The sequence below is a fragment of the Streptococcus sp. FDAARGOS_520 genome (assembly GCF_003812685.1).
In the GTDB taxonomy this organism is placed as follows: domain Bacteria; phylum Bacillota; class Bacilli; order Lactobacillales; family Streptococcaceae; genus Streptococcus; species Streptococcus agalactiae.
Window position 1 is genome coordinate 1,683,255 of record NZ_CP033810.1, and the last position, 15,703, is coordinate 1,698,957.

At 35.0% G+C, this 15,703-nt stretch carries 14 protein-coding genes; 10 read left to right on the plus strand and 4 right to left on the minus strand.

Translation table 11 applies throughout. The features are described 5' to 3' along the window. Nucleotides 1-164: 164 nt before the first annotated feature. The 8 genes from ccpA (at nt 165) to EGX96_RS09110 (ending at nt 10,323) form a co-directional block, all read left to right on the plus strand. Nucleotides 165-1,169, plus strand: a complete 1,005-nt coding sequence (gene ccpA / locus EGX96_RS09075) for a catabolite control protein A (protein WP_001090621.1) — start codon at nt 165-167, stop codon at nt 1,167-1,169. Between the two features lie 131 nt (nt 1,170-1,300). Further along, nucleotides 1,301-2,767: an alpha-amylase gene (locus tag EGX96_RS09080; protein ID WP_000180590.1), complete on the plus strand. Its 1,467-nt coding sequence runs from the start codon at nt 1,301-1,303 to the stop codon at nt 2,765-2,767. 44 nt (nt 2,768-2,811) lie between these two features. Further along, nucleotides 2,812-3,810, plus strand: coding sequence for a glycosyltransferase family 4 protein (locus EGX96_RS09085; RefSeq protein ID WP_000866350.1), 999 nt, complete (start codon nt 2,812-2,814; stop codon nt 3,808-3,810). A 1-nt stretch (nt 3,811) separates the two neighbouring features. Then, nucleotides 3,812-5,146, plus strand: coding sequence for a glycosyltransferase family 4 protein (locus tag EGX96_RS09090; protein ID WP_001219475.1), 1,335 nt, complete (start codon nt 3,812-3,814; stop codon nt 5,144-5,146). Nucleotides 5,147-5,602: 456 nt separating this feature from the next. Next, complete coding sequence (gene thrS, locus EGX96_RS09095; protein WP_000591012.1) at nt 5,603-7,546, plus strand: threonine--tRNA ligase; 1,944 nt, start codon at nt 5,603-5,605, stop codon at nt 7,544-7,546. 221 nt (nt 7,547-7,767) lie between these two features. Then, a complete protein-coding gene (locus EGX96_RS09100) occupies nt 7,768-8,472 on the plus strand; it encodes a response regulator transcription factor (protein WP_001261248.1) in 705 nt (234 codons plus the stop codon). A 97-nt stretch (nt 8,473-8,569) separates the two neighbouring features. Then, the gene (locus EGX96_RS09105) at nt 8,570-9,589 is read left to right on the plus strand and encodes a DUF3114 domain-containing protein (RefSeq protein ID WP_001140268.1); all 1,020 of its coding nucleotides are present in this window, start codon (nt 8,570-8,572) and stop codon (nt 9,587-9,589) included. Between the two features lie 167 nt (nt 9,590-9,756). Next, complete coding sequence (locus tag EGX96_RS09110) at nt 9,757-10,323, plus strand: PepSY domain-containing protein (protein ID WP_000592391.1); 567 nt, start codon at nt 9,757-9,759, stop codon at nt 10,321-10,323. A 48-nt stretch (nt 10,324-10,371) separates the two neighbouring features. Here the strand turns inward: EGX96_RS09110 and EGX96_RS09115 are convergent, their stop codons facing one another. Genes EGX96_RS09115 through EGX96_RS09130 form a run of 4 tightly spaced genes read right to left on the minus strand, consistent with a single transcriptional unit; the run spans nt 10,372 to nt 13,309 of the window. Beyond that, on the minus strand, nt 10,372-11,022 hold the full coding sequence (locus EGX96_RS09115; RefSeq protein ID WP_000100031.1) for an amino acid ABC transporter permease: 651 nt from the start codon (nt 11,020-11,022) through the stop codon (nt 10,372-10,374). A gap of 11 nt (nt 11,023-11,033) precedes the next feature. Beyond that, the gene (locus EGX96_RS09120; protein ID WP_000173642.1) at nt 11,034-11,729 is read right to left on the minus strand and encodes an amino acid ABC transporter permease; all 696 of its coding nucleotides are present in this window, start codon (nt 11,727-11,729) and stop codon (nt 11,034-11,036) included. Between the two features lie 12 nt (nt 11,730-11,741). Then, a complete protein-coding gene (locus EGX96_RS09125) occupies nt 11,742-12,542 on the minus strand; it encodes a transporter substrate-binding domain-containing protein (RefSeq protein ID WP_000946165.1) in 801 nt (266 codons plus the stop codon). An 11-nt stretch (nt 12,543-12,553) separates the two neighbouring features. Next, nucleotides 12,554-13,309, minus strand: a complete 756-nt coding sequence (locus EGX96_RS09130) for an amino acid ABC transporter ATP-binding protein (RefSeq protein WP_000053145.1) — start codon at nt 13,307-13,309, stop codon at nt 12,554-12,556. 339 nt (nt 13,310-13,648) lie between these two features. On the opposite strand from EGX96_RS09130, the gene yycF reads away from it, so the two are divergent. Further along, the gene (gene yycF, locus EGX96_RS09135) at nt 13,649-14,359 is read left to right on the plus strand and encodes a response regulator YycF (RefSeq protein ID WP_000722052.1); all 711 of its coding nucleotides are present in this window, start codon (nt 13,649-13,651) and stop codon (nt 14,357-14,359) included. Next, complete coding sequence (gene vicK / locus EGX96_RS09140) at nt 14,352-15,701, plus strand: cell wall metabolism sensor histidine kinase VicK (protein ID WP_001065466.1); 1,350 nt, start codon at nt 14,352-14,354, stop codon at nt 15,699-15,701. The genes yycF and vicK overlap by 8 nt, the downstream gene beginning before the upstream one ends. Nucleotides 15,702-15,703: the final 2 nt, after the last annotated feature.

The following is a 15,703-nucleotide window of genomic DNA, read 5'->3' on the forward strand; positions in this document are numbered from 1 at the left end:
TCTTATGCCTATTATTTTTCCAAAAAAATAGGAAAAAATCAAGTTTAGTTAGTATTTTGAAAGTTTTTCATAAAAAAGCTTTATAAAAGCTTGAAAGTGTTTCCAAAAGGTGATAAAATATCAGTGAAAGCGTCATTTTCAAATAGAAAGGAAGTTAAATCAATATGAATACAGATGATACGATTACGATTTATGATGTTGCCCGTGAAGCAGGTGTTTCGATGGCAACTGTTAGTCGTGTGGTAAATGGAAATAAAAATGTCAAGGAAAATACACGTAAGAAAGTCCTTGAAGTTATTGATCGTCTTGACTATCGTCCAAATGCTGTGGCGCGTGGTTTAGCAAGTAAAAAAACGACAACTGTTGGTGTTGTCATTCCTAATATCGCAAATAGCTACTTTTCAATTTTAGCGCGTGGTATTGATGATATTGCAGCAATGTACAAATATAACATTGTCCTTGCTTCAAGTGATGAAGACGATGATAAAGAGGTTAATGTTGTTAATACTTTGTTTGCTAAGCAAGTAGACGGTATTATTTTTATGGGACACCACTTAACTGAAAAGATTCGTGCAGAGTTCTCTCGTTCACGCACACCGATTGTTTTAGCAGGTACTGTGGACCTTGAGCATCAATTACCAAGTGTTAATATCGATTACAAAGCAGCAGCAGTTGATGTTATTGATATTTTAGCTGGCAATCATAAAGACATTGCTTTTGTATCAGGACCACTTATTGACGATATTAATGGCAAGGTTCGTTTGGCAGGATACAAAGAAGGTCTCAAGAAAAATGGCTTAAACTTTAAAGAGGGGTTGGTTTTTGAAGCCAACTACCGTTATGCTGAAGGCTTTGCATTAGCTCAACGCGTGATTAATGCTGGAGCAACAGCAGCATATGTTGCTGAGGATGAGTTAGCGGCAGGTTTGTTAAATGGTCTTTTTGAGGCAGGTAAACGTGTTCCTGAAGATTTTGAAATTATCACAAGCAATGACTCGCCAATCGCACAATATACACGTCCTAACTTAACTTCTATCAGTCAACCGGTCTATGATTTGGGTGCTGTTAGCATGCGTATGCTAACAAAAATTATGCACAAAGAAGAGTTGGAAGAAAAAGAAATAGTGCTTAATCACGGGATTGTTAAACGTGGCACAACAAATAATTAGTGTTAGAGTATGTTATTTGAAAAATAGTGGTAGAATGGTAGTAGCTTAGCGCTTAACTTTCTGATACTTAACATGATATATTGAGAGGATTAGGGTAGCTTAGCTTCCTAATCTTTTTTTAGAGGTGTAATATGACAAATGAATTGATAATGCAAGCTTTTGAGTGGTATTTACCTAGTGATGGGAATCACTGGAAGAAATTAGAGGAGTCTATATCAGACCTTAAAAAACTTGGAATTAGTAAAATCTGGTTACCACCAGCATTTAAGGGAACTAGCAGTGATGATGTAGGATATGGTGTTTATGATCTCTTTGATTTAGGAGAATTTGACCAGAATGGAACAATTAGAACAAAATATGGTAGGAAAGAAGAGTATCTAAAGCTTATTAAGTCGTTAAAGGCAAATGGCATTAAACCGTTTGCAGATATCGTTCTTAACCATAAAGCCAATGGTGATCATAAAGAAAAATTTCAAGTCATCAAAGTCAATCCTGAAAATCGTCAAGAAGCATTAAGTGAACCCTATGAGATTGAAGGATGGACGGGATTTGATTTCCCAGGTAGACAGGGTGAGTACAATGATTTTAAATGGCACTGGTACCACTTTACTGGTTTAGATTACGATGCTAAAAATAATGAAACAGACATCTTTATGATTGTAGGCGATAATAAAGGTTGGGCAGACGATGATTTGATTGATGATGAAAATGGTAATTTCGATTATCTCATGTACAATGACATTGATTTTAAGCATCCTGAAGTTATAAAAAACTTACAAGATTGGGCTAAGTGGTTTATTGAAACTACAGGCATTGAAGGTTTTCGTTTGGATGCTGTGAAACATATCGATTCTTACTTTATTCAAACTTTCATTAATGATATTCGTACAAAAATAAAACCCGATTTAGAGGTCTTTGGCGAATATTGGAAATCTGACCAAACATCAATGAAGGACTATTTAGAGGCAACACAATTTCAATTTTCTCTTGTTGATGTTACCTTACATATGAATTTTTTTGATGCCAGTCACCAAAACCGTGATTTTGATATGCGAACAATTTTTGATGATAGTCTTGTTATTGATAATCCTGAGTATGCTGTTACATTCGTAGAAAATCATGATACGCAAAGTGGACAAGCTCTAGAAAGTAGAGTGGAAGATTGGTTTAAACCTTTAGCTTATGGCTTGATACTTTTACGCCAACAAGGGACTCCATGTCTTTTTTATGGTGATTACTATGGCATTCAAGGAGAATTTGGTCAACCATCCTTTAAAGAGGTTATTGATAAAATGGCTGAGCTACGCCAAAACTATGTATTTGGCAAACAAGTCGATTATTTTACGCATTCAAATTGTATTGGTTGGACTTGTCTTGGGGATGAGGAACATAATTCTTGTTTAGCTGTGGTCCTAACAAATGGTGATCAGGGATGGAAACATATGGAAGTAGGGGAAATTTATGCAGGCAAAACGTTTGTTGATTATTTAGGTAATTGTGAACAAGAGGTTGTTATAGGAGATGATGGTTGGGGTGATTTTTTAGTTGAATCTGCGTCTATCTCGGCTTGGGTTCCTAAAATAGAGGAAGCTAACTGATAAATCAGGTGAAAAAAAAGGTAAAATGAGATATAATAAGACCTATGAAAGTTTTACTGTATTTAGAGGCTGAAGAATACTTGAAAAAGTCAGGTATCGGTCGTGCTATCAAACATCAAGAGAAAGCTCTTCAAATTGCTGGGATAGATTATACCACTAATCCTACAGATGACTTTGACCTTGTTCATATGAATACCTATGGTATTAGAAGTTGGCTTTTGATGAGTAAAGCTAAAAAAACTGGGAAAAAAGTAATTATGCATGGCCATTCCACTGAAGAGGACTTTAGAAATTCTTTTATTGGCTCAAATTTAGTATCCCCGCTTTTTAAATGGTACCTTTGCCGTTTTTATCAAAAAGCAGATGCCATTATAACCCCAACTGATTATTCTAAACAACTAATAAAAGCATATGGCATCAAGAAACCAATTTTTGTTTTATCTAACGGGATTGATCTAAGTCGCTATCAGAGGTCAGAAAAGAAAGAATCTGCATTTCGTCACTATTTTCACTTAAGTAAGGATGATAAAGTTGTTATGGGGGCCGGTCTTTATTTCATGCGTAAGGGAATTGACCAATTTGTTGAAGTAGCTGCAAAAATGCCTGATATTCGTTTTATTTGGTTTGGAGAAACAAATAAATGGGTTATTCCTCGAAAGGTTAGGCAAATCGTTACCAAGCAACATCCCTCAAATGTTACTTTTGCTGGTTACATAAAAGGTGATGTTTATGAAGGTGCCATGAGTGCTAGCGATGCTTTCTTCTTTCCGAGTCGTGAAGAGACAGAAGGGATAGTAGTTTTAGAGGCTTTAGCTAGTCATCAGCATGTGGTTTTAAGAGATATCCCTGTGTATCACGGTTGGGTGACCGAAGACAGTGTTGAATTAGCGACTGATGTTGATGGTTTTGTTGAAAAGTTGGATAAAGTCTTATCTGGTAAGAGTGATAAGATTAAAGAAGGTTATCATGTGGCTGAGAGTCGAAGTATCGAACGAATTGCCCATGAATTGGCAAGTGTTTATCAAAAAGTAATGGAGTTGTAAGATGCGTATAGGTCTATTTACAGATACATACTTCCCCCAAGTTTCGGGAGTTTCAACAAGTATCCGCACTTTAAAGGAAGGGTTGGAGAAGGAAGGACACGAAGTTTATATTTTCACAACTACCGACCGTAATGTCAAACGTTTTGAAGACCCTACAATTATTCGTTTACCAAGTGTCCCTTTTATTTCTTTTACGGATCGTCGAGTAGTTTATAGAGGTTTAATTTCTGCTTATAGGATAGCTAAAGACTACGAACTTGATATTATTCATACTCAAACAGAATTCAGCTTAGGGCTTTTAGGAAAATTAGTTGCAAAAGCTTTAAGAATACCTGTTGTGCATACTTATCATACTCAATATGAGGATTACGTTGGTTATATCGCAAAAGGCAAATTGATTAAGCCAAGTATGGTCAAATATATCATGCGTACCTACCTAAGTGATTTGGATGGTGTCATATGTCCTTCTCGAATTGTTCTCAATCTTCTAGATGGTTACGGTGTCAAAATTCCAAAACAAGTTATTCCGACAGGTATTCCTGTTGAGAACTATCGTCGAGAGGATATCTCTGAAGAAACAATCAAGAATCTACGAACGGAGCTTGGACTTGCGGATAATGATACAATGCTATTGAGTTTATCACGGGTATCTTTTGAAAAAAATATTCAAGCAATCTTGATGCATTTATCAGCTGTCGTTGATGAAAATCCTCACGTAAAATTAGTGATAGTTGGAGATGGTCCTTATCTTTCAGATCTAAAAGAACTTGTTCACTCTTTAGAACTTGAAAATTCAGTTATTTTTACAGGTATGGTTGAGCATAGCCAAGTGGCTATCTACTATAAAGCATGTGATTTCTTTATTAGTGCTTCAACAAGTGAAACGCAAGGATTAACTTACATTGAGAGTCTGGCGAGTGGACGTCCAATCATTGCGCAAAGTAATCCTTATCTAGATGATGTTATTTCAGATAAAATGTTTGGAACTCTGTACAAGAAGGAAAGTGATTTGGCAGATGCTATCCTAGATGCAATAGCAGAGACACCCAAAATGACTCAAGAAGCTTATGAACAGAAATTATATGAGATTTCTGCTGAGAATTTCAGCAAGTCTGTATATGCTTTTTACCTAGACTTTCTGATTTCACAAAAAGCTAGTGTGAAAGAAAAAGTCTCTCTGACAATAGGAAATAAGGATAGCCATTCTACTCTTCGTTTTGTCAGAAAAGCGGTATATTTACCTAAGAAAGTTTTTACCTTTACAGGAAGAGCCTCTAAAAAAGTGGTAAAAGCACCTAAACGTCGTATTTCATCTATTCGAGATTTTTTAGATTGAGACGAATAAAATTAGTAAATGTCTTGAAATTATAAAAAATATTGTTATAATAAAAAATGAAGACATGTTAGGTTCTAATAGATTTTAAGAGCGAGCACTGGTTGGTGGAAAGAGTGCAATTAGAGAACTTAGTACTACTTCCTTGATTTTATGCAAACATAAAAGGGTGGTTCCCTTATCGCCACTAGAGGTCTGACACAAGTATACTCGAGTTTTTGTGTTGGATAAATTGAGGTGGAACCACGTAGTCTTTACGTCCTTTTGGATGTAAAGGCTCTTTTTTTATAAAAGAAGTGGTTGCATAAAAGAGGCAGATTGCTTTGCTAATGTTATACTTATTATCCCTAGCTAGGATAATGTGGAATTCAATCAAAGGTCAATCCCTTTGTTTATTAGTGAATTAATGTGTTTAGGAATTGGTATCATCCTAACAGTTATTAAGAAAAGGAGAACAAGATGATTAAAATCACTTTCCCAGATGGTGCAATTCGTGAATTTGAATCTGGCATCACAACATTTGAAATTGCACAATCAATTTCTAACTCTTTAGCTAAAAAAGCTTTAGCTGGTAAATTTAATGGTCAACTTATTGATACAACACGTGCTATCGAAGAAGATGGTAGTATTGAGATTGTAACACCTGACCACGAAGATGCTTTAGGAGTTCTTCGTCACTCAGCAGCGCATTTATTTGCTCAAGCTGCAAAACGCCTTTTTCCAGACTTATGTTTAGGTGTAGGTCCAGCTATTCAAGATGGTTTTTACTACGATACTGATAATAAATCAGGTCAAATTTCAAATGATGATCTTCCTCGTATTGAAGAAGAAATGAAAAAAATTGTTAAGGAAAATCACCCTTGTATTCGTGAAGAAATCAGTAAAGAAGAAGCGTTAGAACTTTTTAAAGATGACCCTTATAAAGTTGAATTAATTAGTGAACATGCTGAAGATGGTTTAACTGTTTATCGTCAAGGTGAATTTGTAGACCTTTGTCGTGGACCTCATGTCCCATCAACAGGACGTATTCAAGTCTTTCATCTTCTAAATGTCGCTGGTGCTTACTGGCGTGGTAACAGTGATAATGCTATGATGCAGCGTGTCTATGGTACTGCTTGGTTTGATAAAAAAGATTTGAAAGCATATCTTAAACGCCGTGAAGAAGCTAAGGAACGTGACCATCGCAAATTAGGTAAAGAACTTGATTTATTTATGGTTAATCCTGAAGTAGGTCAAGGATTGCCATTCTGGTTGCCAAATGGAGCAACTATTCGCCGCGAATTGGAACGTTACATTGTTGATAAGGAGATTGCTTCAGGTTATCAACACGTTTACACACCTCCGATGGCATCTGTTGAATTTTACAAGACTTCTGGGCACTGGGACCACTATCGTGAAGATATGTTCCCAACAATGGATATGGGAGATGGAGAGGAATTCGTTCTTCGTCCAATGAACTGCCCACACCATATTGAAGTTTATAAACATCATGTTCATTCATATCGTGAATTGCCAATTCGTATCGCTGAACTTGGTATGATGCACCGTTATGAAAAATCAGGGGCCCTCACAGGATTGCAACGTGTACGCGAAATGACACTCAACGATGCCCATATTTTCGTTACACCTGAGCAAATTAAAGATGAATTTCTTAAAGCTCTTAATCTTATAGCAGAAATTTATGAAGATTTTAACTTAACAGATTACCGTTTCCGCTTATCTTATCGTGACCCAGAAGATAAACATAAGTATTATGATAACGATGAGATGTGGGAAAATGCACAAGCTATGCTAAAAGAGGCTATGGATGATTTTGGATTAGATTATTTTGAAGCAGAAGGCGAAGCAGCCTTTTACGGTCCTAAATTGGATATCCAGGTGAAAACTGCTCTTGGTAATGAAGAAACACTATCTACTATCCAACTAGATTTCCTTCTTCCAGAACGCTTTGATCTCAAATACATCGGTGCAGATGGTGAAGAACATCGTCCAATTATGATTCACCGCGGTGGTATTTCAACAATGGAGCGCTTTACAGCTATTTTAATTGAAACTTACAAAGGTGCCTTTCCAACTTGGCTTGCTCCACAACAAGTTTCTGTTATTCCAATTTCAAATGAAGCCCACATTGATTATGCTTGGGAAGTGGCTCGTGTCCTTAAAGATCGTGGTATTCGTGCTGAAGTAGATGACCGTAACGAAAAGATGCAATATAAGATTCGTGCGGCTCAAACCCAAAAAATTCCATATCAATTGATTGTTGGTGATAAGGAAATGGAAGAAAAAGCCGTAAATGTGCGCCGCTATGGAAGCAAAGCGACTGAAACAAAATCTATAGAGGAATTTGTAGAAAGTATTTTAGCTGATATTGCAAGAAAATCTAGACCTGACGAAGTTAAATAAATTTTATTAGTCATTATAAAAATCATTAATAAATGATGTGAACTGATTACTGTATGATGCAGAATCAGTTTTTTAGATGCTAATTTTTTCTTTATGTTTAATTATAAGCTAATTATAGATAAATAATCTCATATAACATTCACAAAATTAGATTTTTTTGGTATAATTAATATGATTGACACATGAAGGAAAATAGTATTAATAAAAAGGGGTATGGAGCATTGCGAACAGTATTAGTAGTGCAAGGTGATGACGAAACAATAGAGTTATTAAGGTCGTATTTAGAGGGAGCTCTTTATAAGGTTGTGATGGCTAGTGATGGTGAGGAGGCTTTTTCTTTATTTCAGCAACATCAGATTGATTTAGCAATCATAGATATTACGCTACCTAAAATAGATGGATATGAGTTGACGCGACTCATTCGTCAAGATAGTCAGATTCCTATTATTATGCTAGCAGCTAAGACAACAGATATGGACAGAATATTAGGATTGAATATTGGAGCAGATGATTTTATCACGAAACCGTTTAATTCTTTGGAGGTTTTAGCTCGAATTAATTCGCAACTGCGTCGTTACTATGAATTCAATAGTCTTGCCAAACCTAAAAATCAATTTATAAAGATAGGGGAATTGGAATTAGATGAGGAACATGTTGAACTAACTAAAAATGGTAAACATATCAAGTTGACTGCTACAGAATTTAAGATTCTTCATATCTTAATGTCATCACCAGGAAGGATTTATACTAAAACACAACTCTATGAGAAGATTAATGGTAGGTATTTAGAAGGTGATGAGACAACGATTATGGTGCATATTTCTAATATCCGTGACAAAATCGAAGATGATAGTAAATATCCTAAATATATAAAAACACTTAGAGGAGTAGGATATAAAATCGAAAAACCGCAGTATCTTGTTTAAAAATATAATGGCTAGTAAGAGCCATTTTTTAGTGAAGATATTTCTTGGTTTTAAGCTTTCCTTTTTGCTATAATAAGTAAAATTGGAGGGGAGAGATATGGCAAAGACCGCTCTTAATATTCCTTTTACAGTTGAAGGGATAGAAAATTATTATCAAAATATAAAAATGATACTGTCTTTAGCAGATAAATGGAGCATACCTAAAGATGATCTATTACTTTTTTTAAAGGGCCTCAAGGCTATTGATGATATAAAAGTTGGCTCTCCTATTTTTAAGTATTTTTGGACTTCTTTAAGTTTACAAGCACCCCTCAAAGCTTTAGAATTCGTGTTAGAGCAGGCTAAAATGCCAACTGAATTGTCAGGAGAATTATCAGAAACACAATACTTGGTCGCACAGTTTTCAGATGAGTTAGCTCCACATGATGATTTCTGGATAGCCTTATCACAAGTTATTTATGATTCTTTTCCTGGGAATAGTCTAGCCGAAGATACTGTATTAAATAGGAAACTCCATCAATTCCGCTATTTGATTTCTAGTCAGCAAGCACAGTATGTTCGACGATACTTTAAAGATGTTGGTATGACTGATAGAGATGCTTTAGTAAACTACCTATCATGTTTAAGAGAACCAGATAGTATCGCCTACTATGAATCTGCTCGCTTGCATAATAAACGTCGGAGAAATGGTGAAATCTTTGGTTTCCCAGATGATGAGCCGGTTATTAATAGTAAGCTTTTAATTTCATTCCATACGGAATTTATTATTGATGACAAAGGAAACTTTTTAAACGAGATTGACGCAGAAGTAATAACACGTAATGGTATTATCAATGGAGCTAGCTTTAATTATGCTTTTAAAAATAATACACGTCATAAAGAATTAGATGTTGATCCTGTAAAGTTAGACCCAAAATTTCGAAACGATATGACTAGAGGTTATAGATCGCCAAATCTATCTAGAAGGAAATGGTTTTTCTTTAAAGAAGAGGATTACGATTGTAGTTATTTCAATAAAAAAGGATATTACGCATTTGGAAGGCGTAGTGCTAAGCAATCGGTTGATAAACAAGTCAAATACTTGAAGAAGGCTGTGCAGAAAATGCGCATCAACTGATACATATACTATTAAAAGATACCATAGTACTATGGTATCTTTTAATTTGAGGTATTAATGTCAAATGGTTTTTTATTGACCACATGTTTTTATAAACGAGTGGTCAAAATTGAAGAAGTATCTAGCTTATGTTAAAATATAATTGAATAATAGAAAGAAGGTGCTGTATGATTAAGAAAAATAAAGTTTTTTTAGGAGTTCTTTTAGTCCTTGTTGTTATCCTTGGAGGTGGTGTATTATTTTACCAATCACAATTCCAAAAGACAACTAATCAAGCGTTAGCTATTGCTTATAAAGATGCTAAAGTGGCTAAGAAGGATGTCATACATCAAAAAATTGACAAAGAATTTGAAAACTTTAGAGGGAGCTACGAAATTGAATTCAATACCAAAAGCGCAGAATACAGCTATCATGTAGATGTTAAGACTGGACAAATCCTTGAGCGGGACATGGATAATAATGGCTTTTCAAAATCGACTTCTCAGTCAAGTTCATCGTCAAGTCAAAAATCTCATAAAATAAGTCAAGAAGAAGCCAAAAAGATTGCATTTAAAGATGCTAATATAGAGGAATCAGAAGTCAGTAATCTTAAGATCAAAGAAGAAATTGAAAATGGAAAATCAGTTTATGATATTGACTTTGTGGACCTGAAAAATAAAAATGAAGTTGATTATCAAATTGATGCAGAAACTGGAAAAATCATTGAACGTTCTAGAGATCATATGAATGATTAATTTAAATAAGATATAAAAAAACGAAGGTCTAAAAGGCCTTCGTTTTAATTACTCAGTAGCTTGCTCCCAACGTTTTGAAAGTTTACGTGAAAAACTTGAGATGATAAAGTTTGTAATGAAATAGACAGCAGTTATAATAGCGTAGAGTGTAAAAACTTGTCCAGCTTCGAAATATCTTCCCATTAGAATTTGACTTTTTCCGAAGATTTCTTGAATAGCTATAACAGAATAAAGTAGTGATGTATCTTTTATAACCGTTACAAACTGAGAAATAATGGCTGGCAACATTTTGCGAAAAGCTTGTGGGAAAATAATAATAATGAAAACTTGCAAATAAGTGAATCCTTGAGAAAGTCCAGCTTCTGTTTGTCCTTTATCGACTCCATTTAAACCTCCCCGAATAATTTCTGCTAAAGCAGCGGAGGTAAAAATTGTAAACGAAGTAATACCAGCGCTGACTGATTTCATCTGGAATACTAAGAAAATGATAAAAATCCAAAGTAGATTTGGAACATTTCTGACAAATTCGATATAGATACTAGCTATTAATTTCCAGATAGGATTTTTGCTATTTCTCATAATTGCTAATAGAGTTCCAAAAAACATTGATAGTAAAATGGAAATAAAAGATATATATAAGGTTAAACCGAACCCTTGAAGGAGAAATAGTATCTTTGTTAGTGTTAAGACTGATGACATATCAAACCTCCTTAAGAATAAGTTTTCTTATTTAATTCTTCTTGTTTTCTTGCCCAGCTTGCTAGTGGGAAACAAATAACAAAATAGAAGATAGCAGCTCCTGCAAAAGCTGGGATATAATTAGTCGTATCATAAGCCCAGGCCTTAGCTACAAACATGATATCGGCTCCAGAAATGATTGCTACGGTAGAGGTATTCTTGATTAGATTAACAACTTGGTTGGTCATTGGTGGTAAAATTGTTCTGACAGCTTGAGGCAAAATGATAAGTTGCATGGTTTGATTAGCTGTGAATCCTTGAGCTAAAGCAGCCTCTGTTTGTCCTTTAGGGACAGCTTCAATTCCTGAGCGAATAACTTCAGAAATATAGGCACCATGGTATAGTCCAACGCACAAAACGGCGGTGAAAAAAGCACTAATCATAACATGTCCATTACTAATGATTGCTAGTCCATAGTAGACAAAAACCATTTGAACTAAAAGAGGTGTGTTTTGAAAAACTTCAACATAGATACGTGATATCAACTTACCAACTTTACTTTTAGAAGTTGATAAACCACCAGAGAGAATTCCTAATATCAGAGCAAGTAGGAGTGCACCAAACGAAATACCTAGAGTATATAAGAAGCCTTTAAAGAATAGGTCGAAATGGTTAAAGAAAGCGCCCCACCTTGAAATGGCAAAAGGACTGATGTTTAATAAAGTCATAAAAAATCCTCCCTATTCTTTTTTTACTTTAGCGGGTTTAAGCTTAAATTTTTGATAAATGTGTTTTAAACTACCATCTTTTTCCCATGATACCAGTAACTTATTAACGTAGGGAATCAAGACTTTGTCCTGTTTACTGGTTGCAATACCGTATTCTTGCGTATTGAACCCTTCTTTTAATATGGTTGTATGAGGGCTAAGGTAGCCGCTAAGGATAGATTTATCAACTGAAAAAGCATCAATACGATTAGCGTACAGCGATATCGCTAATTCTGGGAAACTCCCTAATTGAGCATAGCTAAATTTTAGCTTGTGTTCTTTAGCATATTTTTCTAAATTGACTTTTGTAGTGGCACCTTGAGCCACACCAATGTGTTTACCATCCAATTCTTTTATAGTTTTGATATGACTATTTTTACGCACCAAAAATCCAATTTCATCGTGATAATAAGCTTTAGAAATATTATAGTTAGCTTTTCTTTCGGGCGTGATAGTGTATGTTGCGATTAGAATATCAATTTGCCCATTGTCCATCAGAGGCTCTCTGGTTTGTGCGGTTGTCGGTACAAAAACTGGTTTGACACCTAAGGATTTGGCAATTTTTTTGGCAATATCAATTTCCATTCCTTCGTATTGATTCGTCTCAGCATTATAATAACCAAAGTTAGGCACATCTTGTTTGACTCCAACTTTAAGGACGCCCGATTTTTTGATTTCTGATAATTGATTAGCTGACGTTGAGTTAGGATAAAATAACAGGAAAATAAAAATACAGGATAATAGATAGAACGTTAATCTTTTTCGTCTCAGCATATTTCGTCCTCCTAAAGGTCAGTACTGGTATGGTTGATAATGTTGCTTAAAAATTGTTTAGCACGTGGTTCTCTGGGATTATCAAAAAAGTCTTGTACATCTGTAGTATCCACTAAAATTTCCCCATCAGCCATAAAAATAATACGATCAGCAACTTCTCGTGCAAATCCCATTTCATGAGTTACAACGACCATATTCATTCCGTCATTTGCCAATTTTTGCATCACTGAAAGAACGTCTCCGATGGTTTCGGGATCAAGGGCAGAGGTAGGCTCATCAAAGAGGAGGAGTTTTGGATGCATGGCAAGCCCTCTAGCAATAGCAATTCTTTGTTTTTGACCACCTGATAGCATAGATGGGTAGGAATCTTTTCTTTCCCACATATTGACAAATTTTAAATATTTTTCAGCAATTTCCATAGCTTCTTTTTTAGATTGTTTTAATACTTTAATAGGAGCTAATGTAATATTTTCTAACACGGTTTTGTGAGGATAAAGGTTAAAATGTTGAAAAACCATACCAACTTCTTTACGGAGGTTGACCAATTCTTTAGATGAAATATTTGCTAATTCATGTCCATTCACGACCAAACTACCATCGTCAATAGATTCGAGAGCGTTCATTGTTCTAATAAGTGTTGATTTACCTGATCCAGAAGGTCCTAATAGAACAACCACTTGCCCTGGCTCTATTTCCAAATTAATCTGACGAAGGGCGTGATAATCTCCATAATACTTGTTAACATTCTTATAAGATATGAGTGACATAAGAACCTCCTAAAATAACAGTTTATTGTTAGGTTACCTAACATTATAGATAAGTGTATCACCTGTTTGTGAGCTTGTCAATAAATTCAGAATATTAAAGAGTAGGATTGATTTAAATATTGCTATTTTTAGAGCGGTATTTTTAGTAAAAATATTACGTTCTCGTATCATTTATTTTTCAGTTTAATAGGATGTATTGAAAGTTTCCAATTAACTAGGAAATCTGTTATAATTAGTGATAATAGTGGTGCTTTAGGCCCATATTATCATATTTTCGGTCACTTTTATTTTTCAGTTTATGAATGGAAGTGGGAGACCAGAAAGTAATAGAGGTAAAATATGAAAAAAATACTTATCGTTGATGATGAAAAACCAATTTCAGATATTATCAAATTTAATTTAACCAAAGAAGGATATGAGACGGCGACAGCTTTCGATGGCCGTGAAGCTTTAGTACAATATGCAGAATTTCAACCAGATTTAATCATTTTGGATTTAATGCTTCCTGAACTAGATGGTTTAGAAGTGGCTAAGGAAGTTCGTAAAACCAGCCATATTCCTATTATTATGCTTTCTGCAAAAGACAGTGAGTTTGACAAAGTCATTGGTTTAGAAATCGGTGCAGATGATTATGTTACTAAACCTTTTTCAAATCGTGAACTTTTGGCACGGGTCAAAGCACATTTACGACGTACTGAAAATATTGAAACAGCTGTAGCAGAAGAAAGTGCTCAAAATGCTTCTTCAGATATTACTATTGGTGAGTTGCAAATTTTACCAGATGCCTTTATTGCTAAGAAACGTGGCGAAGAAATTGAATTAACGCACCGAGAATTTGAATTACTTCACCATTTAGCGACACATATCGGACAAGTCATGACACGCGAACATTTATTGGAAACAGTTTGGGGATATGATTATTTTGGAGATGTCCGTACAGTTGATGTGACGGTGAGACGTTTACGTGAAAAGATTGAAGATACTCCTGGTCGTCCAGAATATATTTTGACTCGACGTGGTGTAGGTTATTACATGAAGTCTTATGAATAATAGTGCTGCAAATATTAGGTCGTTTGAGCTAGCCTTACTTTTTTTACTAGTTTTTGTTGCTGTTTATTTTGTTTATCTAGCGGTTAGAGATTTTAAAATGTCTAAAAATATCCGGCTTTTGAATTGGAAAGTCAGAGATTTGATAGCAGGAAATTATTCAGATAGTATTCTAATTCAAGGTGATGCAGATTTGGTAGAATTAGGTGAAAGTATAAATGATTTATCTGATGTCTTCCGAATGGCACATGATAACTTAGAACAAGAAAAGAATCGCTTAGCAAGTATCTTAACTTATATGACTGACGGTGTGCTGGCTACAGATCGTTCAGGAAAAATCGTTATGATTAATGAGACAGCCCAACAGCAGTTCAATCTAGCATATGATGAAGCTTTATCAATGAATATTGTTGATATGTTAGGGTCGGGAAGTCCATATTCGTTCCAAGATTTAGTCTCTAAAACGCCAGAGGTAGTTCTTAATAGACGTGATGAAAACGGTGAATTTGTTACCTTACGGATTCGATTTGCTTTGAACCGTCGTGAAAGTGGTTTTATTTCCGGTTTAGTTGCAGTGTCACACGATGCTACTGAGCAAGAGAAAGAAGAGCGTGAAAGAAGACTTTTTGTATCTAATGTTTCTCATGAACTTCGTACACCTTTGACATCTGTAAAATCTTATTTAGAAGCTTTAGATGAGGGAGCGCTTAATGAAGAAGTTGCTCCAAGCTTCATTAAGGTATCTCTAGATGAAACAAATCGTATGATGCGTATGATATCAGATTTATTAAGTTTATCGCGCATTGATAATGAAGTAACGCATTTAGATGTTGAAATGACGAATTTTACAGCTTTCATGACCTCAATTTTGAATCGATTTGATCAGATTAGAAATCAAAAAACAGTCACAGGAAAAGTTTATGAAATTGTCAGAGATTATCCTCTTAAGTCAATTTGGGTGGAAATTGATACAGATAAGATGACTCAAGTGATTGATAACATTTTAAATAATGCAGTCAAGTATTCACCAGATGGTGGTAAGATCACAGTTAATCTACGCACAACTAAAACGCAGATGATTTTATCAATATCAGACCAAGGCTTAGGTATTCCCAAAAAAGATTTACCTCTCATCTTTGATCGTTTTTATCGTGTTGATAAGGCGAGAAGTCGTCAACAGGGTGGGACTGGACTTGGTTTGTCAATTGCAAAAGAAATTGTTAAGCAGCATAAGGGATTTATTTGGGCTAAGAGTGAGTATGGTAAAGGGTCTACTTTTACAATAGTCTTGCCTTATGATAAAGATGCTGTAACTTATGAAGAATGGGAGGACGTTGAAGATTAAAA

Bases quoted from the DNA above. Each gene is read 5' to 3' on its own strand.
- ccpA (WP_001090621.1), top strand. From the start codon at position 165: ATGAATACAGATGATACGATTACGATTTATGATGTTGCCCGTGAAGCA.
- EGX96_RS09080 (WP_000180590.1), top strand. From the start codon at position 1,301: ATGACAAATGAATTGATAATGCAAGCTTTTGAGTGGTATTTACCTAGT.
- EGX96_RS09085 (WP_000866350.1), top strand. From the start codon at position 2,812: ATGAAAGTTTTACTGTATTTAGAGGCTGAAGAATACTTGAAAAAGTCA.
- EGX96_RS09090 (WP_001219475.1), top strand. From the start codon at position 3,812: ATGCGTATAGGTCTATTTACAGATACATACTTCCCCCAAGTTTCGGGA.
- thrS (WP_000591012.1), top strand. From the start codon at position 5,603: ATGATTAAAATCACTTTCCCAGATGGTGCAATTCGTGAATTTGAATCT.
- EGX96_RS09105 (WP_001140268.1), top strand. From the start codon at position 8,570: ATGGCAAAGACCGCTCTTAATATTCCTTTTACAGTTGAAGGGATAGAA.
- EGX96_RS09110 (WP_000592391.1), top strand. From the start codon at position 9,757: ATGATTAAGAAAAATAAAGTTTTTTTAGGAGTTCTTTTAGTCCTTGTT.
- EGX96_RS09115 (WP_000100031.1), bottom strand. From the start codon at position 11,022: ATGTCATCAGTCTTAACACTAACAAAGATACTATTTCTCCTTCAAGGG.
- EGX96_RS09120 (WP_000173642.1), bottom strand. From the start codon at position 11,729: ATGACTTTATTAAACATCAGTCCTTTTGCCATTTCAAGGTGGGGCGCT.
- EGX96_RS09125 (WP_000946165.1), bottom strand. From the start codon at position 12,542: ATGCTGAGACGAAAAAGATTAACGTTCTATCTATTATCCTGTATTTTT.
- EGX96_RS09130 (WP_000053145.1), bottom strand. From the start codon at position 13,309: ATGTCACTCATATCTTATAAGAATGTTAACAAGTATTATGGAGATTAT.
- yycF (WP_000722052.1), top strand. From the start codon at position 13,649: ATGAAAAAAATACTTATCGTTGATGATGAAAAACCAATTTCAGATATT.
- vicK (WP_001065466.1), top strand. From the start codon at position 14,352: ATGAATAATAGTGCTGCAAATATTAGGTCGTTTGAGCTAGCCTTACTT.